At 69.3% G+C, this 8,128-nt stretch carries 5 protein-coding genes and 1 pseudogene; 5 read left to right on the forward strand and 1 reads right to left on the reverse strand.

Annotation, left to right across the window (positions count from 1 at the left end; genetic code table 11):
* The 4 genes and pseudogenes from AOK03_RS35660 to AOK03_RS35675 all read left to right on the forward strand — a co-directional run.
* Positions 1-1,073, forward strand: a pseudogene (locus AOK03_RS35660) (ABC transporter ATP-binding protein); the annotation flags it as partial.
* A 162-nt stretch (positions 1,074-1,235) separates the two neighbouring features.
* Positions 1,236-2,123: a FadR/GntR family transcriptional regulator gene (locus AOK03_RS35665; protein WP_208609661.1), complete on the forward strand. Its 888-nt coding sequence runs from the start codon at positions 1,236-1,238 to the stop codon at positions 2,121-2,123.
* A gap of 465 nt (positions 2,124-2,588) precedes the next feature.
* On the forward strand, positions 2,589-4,133 hold the full coding sequence (locus AOK03_RS35670) for an RNA polymerase sigma factor (RefSeq protein WP_079075161.1): 1,545 nt from the start codon (positions 2,589-2,591) through the stop codon (positions 4,131-4,133).
* 142 nt (positions 4,134-4,275) lie between these two features.
* Positions 4,276-5,106 carry a serine protease gene (locus tag AOK03_RS35675; RefSeq protein ID WP_055569539.1) on the forward strand — a complete coding sequence of 277 codons (831 nt, stop codon included), beginning with the start codon at positions 4,276-4,278 and terminating at the stop codon, positions 5,104-5,106.
* Between the two features lie 165 nt (positions 5,107-5,271).
* On the opposite strand, the gene AOK03_RS35680 is transcribed toward AOK03_RS35675, so the two are convergent.
* Entirely contained in the window at positions 5,272-5,502 is a 231-nt protein-coding gene (locus tag AOK03_RS35680) for a DUF7455 domain-containing protein (protein WP_055544920.1), read from the reverse strand.
* 441 nt (positions 5,503-5,943) lie between these two features.
* Between AOK03_RS35680 and AOK03_RS35685 the strand changes: the two genes are divergently transcribed.
* Positions 5,944-8,067: a DNA gyrase/topoisomerase IV subunit B gene (locus tag AOK03_RS35685; RefSeq protein ID WP_055569540.1), complete on the forward strand. Its 2,124-nt coding sequence runs from the start codon at positions 5,944-5,946 to the stop codon at positions 8,065-8,067.
* Positions 8,068-8,128 lie beyond the last annotated feature (61 nt).

Below are 8,128 nucleotides of genomic sequence, written 5' to 3' on the forward strand. Positions count from 1 at the left end.
CAGGCGGCGACGAAGGTCCGTGGGAAACCCCTCCGGCCCCTCAGAGCCATCAGGCCCACCAAGCCCCACGAGAGACCCCCGAGGCCTCGGAGACCCTGAAGGCCCCCCAGGCCCCCCGGGTCCCACCGGCGCCACAAGAGACCCGACAGGGCCCCCTGGTCGCCCTGATTCCGCTCGAAGGCGACGACACCGTCCCGCTCGACAGCGTCGTCCACCGATCCGGAACGCCCGCTGCCGCCCGGCCCACTCCGCAGGGCTCGGCCTCCGCTTCCGCTCTGCCGCCCCCCATCACCGTCCGTCCGGGCAGGAGCCCGCTGCGGCCCCTGCGCTACGAGTTGCGTCGCCTGCTGGGCGTCGGCACGGGCTACTTCACCCTCGCCGCCGTCCTCGCCGTCTCCGCCCTGTTCTCCGTCTTCCTGGCGCGGACCGGGCACACACCGCAGCCCCACCTCCTCGCCGCCTGGCCCCAGGAACTACCCCTGCCGCCCGCCGCCCTCGGCGCCGGACTGCTGGGCGCCCTCGCCTTCGGCGACGAGTTCCGCCACCCCGCCCTCGCCGCGGACCGGGGCGCCGTCCCGCGCCGCCTCGGGATGCTCGGCGCCAAACTCCTCGTCGCTGCCGTCGCAGCGCTGCTGCTGGGCACTCTGGCGGTGGCCTCCGACGCCGCCCTGCTCCACCTTGTATACGGAGACGAGCTCACGAAAGTTCCCTCGGACTGGCTTTCCCTGAGCGCCAGTTGGTTCGCACTGGTCGTGGGATGCGCCTGGGCCGGTGTGCTGGCCGCGGGGGTCTTCCGGTCCACGGCCGCCGGGCTCGCCGCGGTGCTCGCCGTGCCGATCGTCGTCGTACCCCTCGTACAGAAGGCCGTCGAGGGACCGTCTGTGCGATCGGCGGCCGGGCTTCCGGCGCGGCTCCGGGACCTCGCTCTGGTGCAGTGGCCGTTCGGCGCCGAGCGGTATCTGGCGGCGGCGGTGCGCATGATCGCCCAACCCGTGGGCACCGCGCTGATGTTGTCGCTGACCGCTCTGCTCTGCGCATATCTGCTCACGGCGATGCGCACCAGAGTCCGTTGACGACCGTCCGCCGCCTTCGGGAACGGGGCTGTGCGCAACTCCCCGGAGGACGTCCATTTCTTTCCGATAAGGCGTCAATTGCGGCGAGGTAAGCGATCACCCTTTCGTGTGCTTTTCACCAAAGACCTCAAGGGAGTTGGAGACAGCGCCGACAACTGATCCGTGAATACCCTTGCGCACACCATGATGACCGCCGCCCGCTCCGCCGACTCCGGCCTCGCCGGCTCGGGCGACCTCGATCGATACCCGTACGGGGAGTCCCACGGCGGTGACCGCGTCGGCGCCCCCGTGTGGGACGGCCCCGACCAGGACCTGGGGCGCGTGGGCCGGCGCGCCGCCGGAAGCCGCGGCCGCGGGCTGCACGGCCAACTCGTCCAGCAGCTCGGCCAGATGATCGTCTCCGGTGACCTCGGAGCCGACCGTCCGCTCGTGCCCGAGGAGATCGGCCAGCGCTTCGAGGTCTCCCGCACCGTCGTGCGCGAGTCCCTGCGCGTGCTCGAGGCCAAGGGCCTGGTCAGCGCCCGGCCCAACGTCGGCACGCGCGTGCGCCCCGTCAGTGACTGGAACCTGCTCGACCCCGACATCATCGAGTGGCGGGCCTTCGGGCCGCAGCGCGACGACCAGCGGCGCGAGCTCGGCGAGCTGCGCTGGATGATCGAGCCCCTCGCCGCGCGCCTCGCCGCCGGGCACGGCCGCGAGGAGGTCCAGCAGCGCCTCGCCGACATGGTCGAGATCATGGGGCACGCGCTGGGCCAAGGCGACATGATCACCTTCTCCCGCGCGGACGCGGAGTTCCACTCGCTGCTCATCCAGGTAGCGGGCAACCGCATGCTGGAGCACCTCTCCGGCATCGTCTCGGCCGCCCTGCAGGTCTCCGGCGGACCGATCACCGGCTGTGACCGTCCCAGCGAGGCCTCTCTCGTGCACCACTCCCGCGTCGTCGACGCCCTCGCGGCGGGCGACGGCTCCGGCGCCGAGGCCGCCATGCGGCAGCTGCTCACGGTCCACCCCGAGGTGGAGCGCGTCGTGCCCGCCCCGCGCGAGCACTGAGCGCGCGTCCGCGTAGGCGCCGCGGTCGTGCGCGTGCCCCGCGGCAGCGCTAGTCGTCGCGTACATCACTCCGTGCCCGTCGGCGACTCCGCCGCCGCCCTCTGTGTCGCCGGACCTGCCACGAGCTCCTTGCGAGCGGGCGGGGTCCGGCGACACCAATGTGGGGGTTTCTTCGTGGGGCATCGGGGGATCATTCGTGCATGCGTATAGGACGCTTCTGACCGTATATGGATGCTTTTGAGCGCTTATGGGGTGTGACTCGGGCCACGTAGATTGGGCGTAACGCTCCAAGGAACAGCGCGATGACCTAAGAGGTGATAGCCGAGGAGGGAATACAGCGGTCGTTCGCGACGCTGTGCAGCTCCCCGGCCCCGCCCGCGCCGTCGGCCCAATCCCCAGCCGCCGGTCGTCGGCTCCGGTCCACAATGGACGGGGCCGGAAGCCGTTTTCCAACGTTCCGAGAGGTTGTTCGTGTCGGCCAGCACATCCCGTACGCTCCCGCCGGAGATCGCCGAATCCGTCTCTGTCATGGCGCTCATCGAGCGGGGAAAGGCTGATGGGCAGATCGCCGGCGATGACGTGCGTCGGGCCTTCGAAGCTGACCAGATCCCGGCCACTCAGTGGAAGAACGTTCTGCGCAGCCTCAACCAGATCCTCGAGGAAGAGGGTGTGACGCTGATGGTCAGTGCCGCGGAGCCGAAGCGCCCCCGCAAGAGCGTCGCAGCGAAGAGCCCGGCCAAGCGCACCGCGACCAGGACGGTCGCGGCCAAGGCCACCACGGCGAAGCCCACCGCCACCGCCGCCACTGAGGCGCCGACCGCGGACGGCACCGCCGAGGACGCGCCCGCGAAGAAGGTCGCAGCCAAGAAGACGACGGCCAAGAAGGCCGTCGCCAAGAAGACCACCGCCAAGAAGACGGCGGCCAAGAAGACCACCTCCAAGAAGGACGCCGACGAGCTCCTGGACGAAGAGGTCGCCGAGGAGGCACCCGCCGCCGGCAAGCCCGGCGAGGGCGAGCCGGCCGAGGAAGGTGCCCAGGGCTTCGTCCTGTCCGACGAGGACGAGGATGACGCGCCTGCCCAGCAGGTCGCCGCGGCCGGTGCCACCGCCGACCCCGTCAAGGACTACCTGAAGCAGATCGGCAAGGTCCCGCTGCTCAACGCCGAGCAGGAGGTCGAGCTCGCCAAGCGCATCGAGGCCGGCCTGTTCGCCGAGGACAAGCTGGCCAACGCCGACAAGCTCGCCCCGAAGCTCAAGCGCGAGCTGGAGATCATCGCCGAGGACGGGCGCCGCGCCAAGAACCACCTCCTGGAGGCCAACCTCCGCCTGGTGGTCTCCCTGGCCAAGCGCTACACCGGCCGCGGCATGCTCTTCCTGGACCTCATCCAGGAGGGCAACCTCGGTCTGATCCGCGCGGTCGAGAAGTTCGACTACACCAAGGGCTACAAGTTCTCCACGTACGCCACCTGGTGGATCCGTCAGGCGATCACCCGCGCCATGGCCGACCAGGCCCGCACCATCCGTATCCCGGTGCACATGGTCGAGGTCATCAACAAGCTGGCCCGTGTCCAGCGCCAGATGCTCCAGGACCTGGGCCGCGAGCCCACCCCGGAGGAGCTGGCCAAGGAACTCGACATGACCCCGGAGAAGGTCATCGAGGTCCAGAAGTACGGCCGTGAGCCGATCTCCCTCCACACCCCCCTGGGTGAGGACGGCGACAGCGAGTTCGGTGACCTCATCGAGGACTCCGAAGCGGTCGTGCCCGCCGACGCGGTGAGCTTCACGCTCCTCCAGGAGCAGCTGCACTCCGTCCTGGACACCCTGTCCGAGCGTGAGGCGGGCGTGGTCTCCATGCGCTTCGGCCTCACGGACGGCCAGCCCAAGACCCTCGACGAGATCGGCAAGGTCTACGGGGTGACGCGTGAGCGCATCCGTCAGATCGAGTCGAAGACGATGTCGAAGCTGCGTCACCCGTCGCGCTCGCAGGTCCTGCGCGACTACCTCGACTAGGCACAGGCACTCCCCGGAGCGCTCCACGGAAGGTCCGAAGTCCGCGACAAGCGGCTTCGGGCCTTCCGTATGCGCGGGTGCGGGGTGAGGGATACTGCATGACTCTGGGATACGAACTGGCAACCCAGAGTGAGGAGATCGCATGCGTCGTCCCTTCGCCCGAGCGTGGACGGGGGCACTGGCTCTGGCGGCCACCACCGCTGCCCTGCCACTTGCCTCCCCGGCCCCCGCGGCGGCCGACAGCGTGGTCATCGGCGGCAGTCCGGTGGATGTGTCCGAGAGTCCGTGGGCGGTCGCGCTCTCCAGCCGTGACCGGTTCGGGGGCGCACGCGCCGGACAGTTCTGCGGCGGTGTGGTCACCGGGCGCTCGACGGTCCTGACCGCGGCCCACTGCATGTCCAAGGACGTGCTGGGGGTGCCTCTGAGCGAGGTGACGGACCTGAAGGTCATCGTCGGCCGCGCGGATCTGCGGTCGTCGGACGGCGAGGAGGTCTCCGTACGCGCGGTCCGGATCAACCCGGAGTACGACCCGCACACGAACTCCGGCGACGTGGCGGCCCTGACCCTGGCCGAGCCGCTCCCCGAGGGGCGCACGATCAGGATGGCGGGGTCCGGCGATCCGGCGTACGAGCCGGGCACGGGCGCTGCCGTGTACGGCTGGGGGGACACCACGGGGGCGGGCGATTACGCCCGTACGTTGCACTCGGCGCGCGTGGAGGTGCTGGCCGACTCCGTGTGCGAGGAGGCCTACCCGGGCAGCGCCGACGGGCGGTACATGGCCCGGACCATGCTCTGCGCCGGCGAGATGAGCGGTGGGCGGGACGCCTGTCAGGGGGACAGCGGCGGTCCGCTGGTCGCGCGCGGGCGCCTCATCGGGCTCGTGTCCTGGGGGAGCGGCTGTGGCCGCCCTGGGAGCCCCGGCGTCTATACGAGGGTCTCAGACGTCACCAGGGCGCTGAGCGCCCGCGACTGAGCCGCCTGTCCGCCCGATGGCAGGTCGGCGGGCGGCCTGGTGGGGCCGGGAAGGGCCCTGGGCGCCCCTGTGACGAGAGCGGGCGGCCGCCCCTGCGGTTGGCAGGGACGGCCGCCCGTTCGCCGGCCTGGTGCGCCGGAGCTGGCTCGTCGTTTGTGCGAGGTGTCAGCGTTCCTCTTCGGTGGCGCTTTCCGGAACGGCGGTCAGGCGCTCCGTCTCGTCCTGTATCTCAGCGGCGATCTTCTTGAGTTCCGGCTCGAACTTGCGGCCATGGTGGGCGCAGAAGAGCAGTTCACCGCCGCTCAACAGGACGACGCGCAGGTATGCCTGGGCGCCGCAGCGGTCGCAGCGATCAGCGGCCGTCAGGGGGCTCGCGGGGGTCAGAACAGTAGTCACGTCGCCTCTTCTCTAGCTCGACGAGCTGTCGTACCAGGGTCAACATCCAACCAGGCCGAAAACGTTCCCGCTCGTGGCTTTTCCTCGAACTTTTCTTTCGAGGTGGCTGTCCGTTGCCGGTTGGCGGCGAATGTGCCGTATTGCGTCTCTTACGTGTCTTACGGTTTCGCGCTGTCTGTCAGGTCAAGTCGTCCCCGGCTGGGTTGCCGGTTGTTCATGAGGACGTGCCCGGAGCCTAAATGGTTCATGCCTCGAAGGGAACGTGACGTGCGCTTCACTCAAATGAGGGATCGAACATGTATGCGATTCTGGACTAGTCTGGGTTGAGACGAGGGTGGCGTTACAACGGCTCTACCAGGCCTCGGTACCCTCTGACCGGTAACCGAAGCCGCGTCCTTACCCCAAAGGACTCCCCTTGAAATTCAGCGAGGAGCGAACCGCGTGACCGCCGAGACGTCCGTGCCGTCCACAGCGTTGCTGACAGGAGCAGACCGGGACGGTTCCAACTACACCGCGCGGCACCTGCTCGTCCTGGAGGGGCTCGAGGCCGTCCGCAAGCGTCCGGGCATGTACATCGGGTCGACCGACAGTCGCGGCCTGATGCACTGCCTCTGGGAGATCATCGACAACTCCGTCGACGAGGCCCTGGGCGGGTACTGCGACCACATCGAGGTCATCCTCCACGACGACGCCTCCGTAGAGGTCCGGGACAACGGCCGAGGCATCCCGGTCGATGTCGAGCCCAAGACCGGTCTCTCCGGAGTCGAGGTCGTCATGACCAAGCTGCACGCGGGCGGCAAGTTCGGCGGCGGCTCGTACGCCGCTTCCGGCGGCCTGCACGGCGTGGGCGCCTCCGTGGTGAACGCGCTCTCCGCGCGCCTCGACGTCGAGGTGGACCGCGCCGGGCACACCCACGCGATCAGCTTCCGCCGCGGCGTCCCCGGCGCCTTCGCCAAGCAGGGCCCCGACGCCCCCTTCGACCCCTCGGCCACGCTGAGCAAGGTCAAGAAGATCCCCAAGGCCCGCAGCGGCACGCGCATCCGCTACTGGGCGGACCGCCAGATCTTCCTCAAGGACGCCAAGCTCTCGCTGGAGAACCTGCACCAGCGTGCCCGCCAGACCGCCTTCCTGGTTCCCGGCCTGACCATCGTCGTGCGGGACGAGCTCGGCCTCGGTGACGGCGGCTCGAAGGGCGAGGAATCCTTCCGCTTCGACGGCGGAATCAGCGAGTTCTGCGAGTACCTGGCGCAGGACAAGGCGGTCTGCGACGTCCTCCGGTTCTCCGGCCAGGGGACCTTCAAGGAGACCGTCCCGGTCCTGGACGAGCACGGCCAGATGACGCCCACCGAGGTCACCCGTGAGCTCGGCGTGGACGTGGCGATGCGCTGGGGCACCGGGTACGACACGGCGATCAAGTCCTTCGTGAACATCATCGCCACCCCCAAGGGCGGCACCCACGTCACCGGCTTCGAGCGCTCCCTCACCAAGACGATGAACGAGGCGCTGCGCACCCAGAAGGTGCTCCGCGTCGCCGAGGACGACATCGTCAAGGACGACGCCCTGGAGGGACTCACGGCGGTCGTCACGGTCCGCCTCGCGGAGCCCCAGTTCGAGGGCCAGACGAAGGAGGTGCTCGGCACCTCCGCGGCCAACCGCATCGTCGCGAACGTCATCGCCAAGGAACTCAAGGCGTTCCTGACGTCGACCAAGCGGGACGCGAAGGCGCAGGCCCGCGCCGTCATGGACAAGGCCGTCGCCGCCGCCCGCACGCGCATCGCGGCCCGCCAGCACAAGGACGCCCAGCGGCGGAAGACGGCCCTGGAGTCCTCGTCGCTGCCTGCCAAGCTCGCCGACTGCCGCAGCGACGACGTGGAGCGCAGCGAGCTCTTCATCGTCGAGGGAGACTCCGCGCTCGGCACCGCCAAGCTCGCCCGGAACTCCGAGTTCCAGGCGCTCCTGCCCATCCGCGGCAAGATTCTCAACGTTCAGAAGGCGTCCGTGACGGACATGCTGAAGAACGCGGAGTGCGGCGCGATCATCCAGGTCATAGGAGCCGGGTCGGGCCGGACCTTCGACATCGACGCGGCGCGTTACGGGAAGATCATCCTGCTCGTGGACGCCGACGTCGACGGCGCGCACATCCGGATCCTGCTGCTGACGCTGTTCCAGCGGTACATGCGGCCGATGGTCGAGGCGGGGCGCGTGTTCGCGGCGGTCCCGCCGCTGCACCGCATCGAGCTCAGCCAGCCGAAGAAGGGCCAGGACAAGTACATCTACACGTACTCGGACCGCGAGCTGCGTGAGACGCTGCTCGAGCTGCAGCGCAAGAACGTCCGGTACAAGGACTCCATCCAGCGCTACAAGGGCCTGGGCGAGATGGACGCCGACCAGCTGGCCGAGACGACGATGGACCCGCGTTTCCGGACCCTGCGCCGCATCAACATCTCCGACCTGGACTCCGCCGAACAGGTCTTCGATCTCCTGATGGGCAACGACGTCGCGCCGCGCAAGGAATTCATCACGAGCTCCGCGGCGACGCTGGACCGCTCACGGATCGACGCGTAACCCCCGTCGAGTACGTCACAGGGGTTCGCCGGACACGGCAGGAGCTGTGCTCTCCACCCGC

This window comes from Streptomyces atriruber, assembly GCF_001418325.1.
Lineage (GTDB): Bacteria > Actinomycetota > Actinomycetes > Streptomycetales > Streptomycetaceae > Streptomyces > Streptomyces atriruber.

Coding starts and splice junctions, on each gene's coding strand:
- AOK03_RS35675 (WP_055569539.1), top strand. CDS start 4,276: ATGCGTCGTCCCTTCGCCCGAGCGTGGACGGGGGCACTGGCTCTGGCG.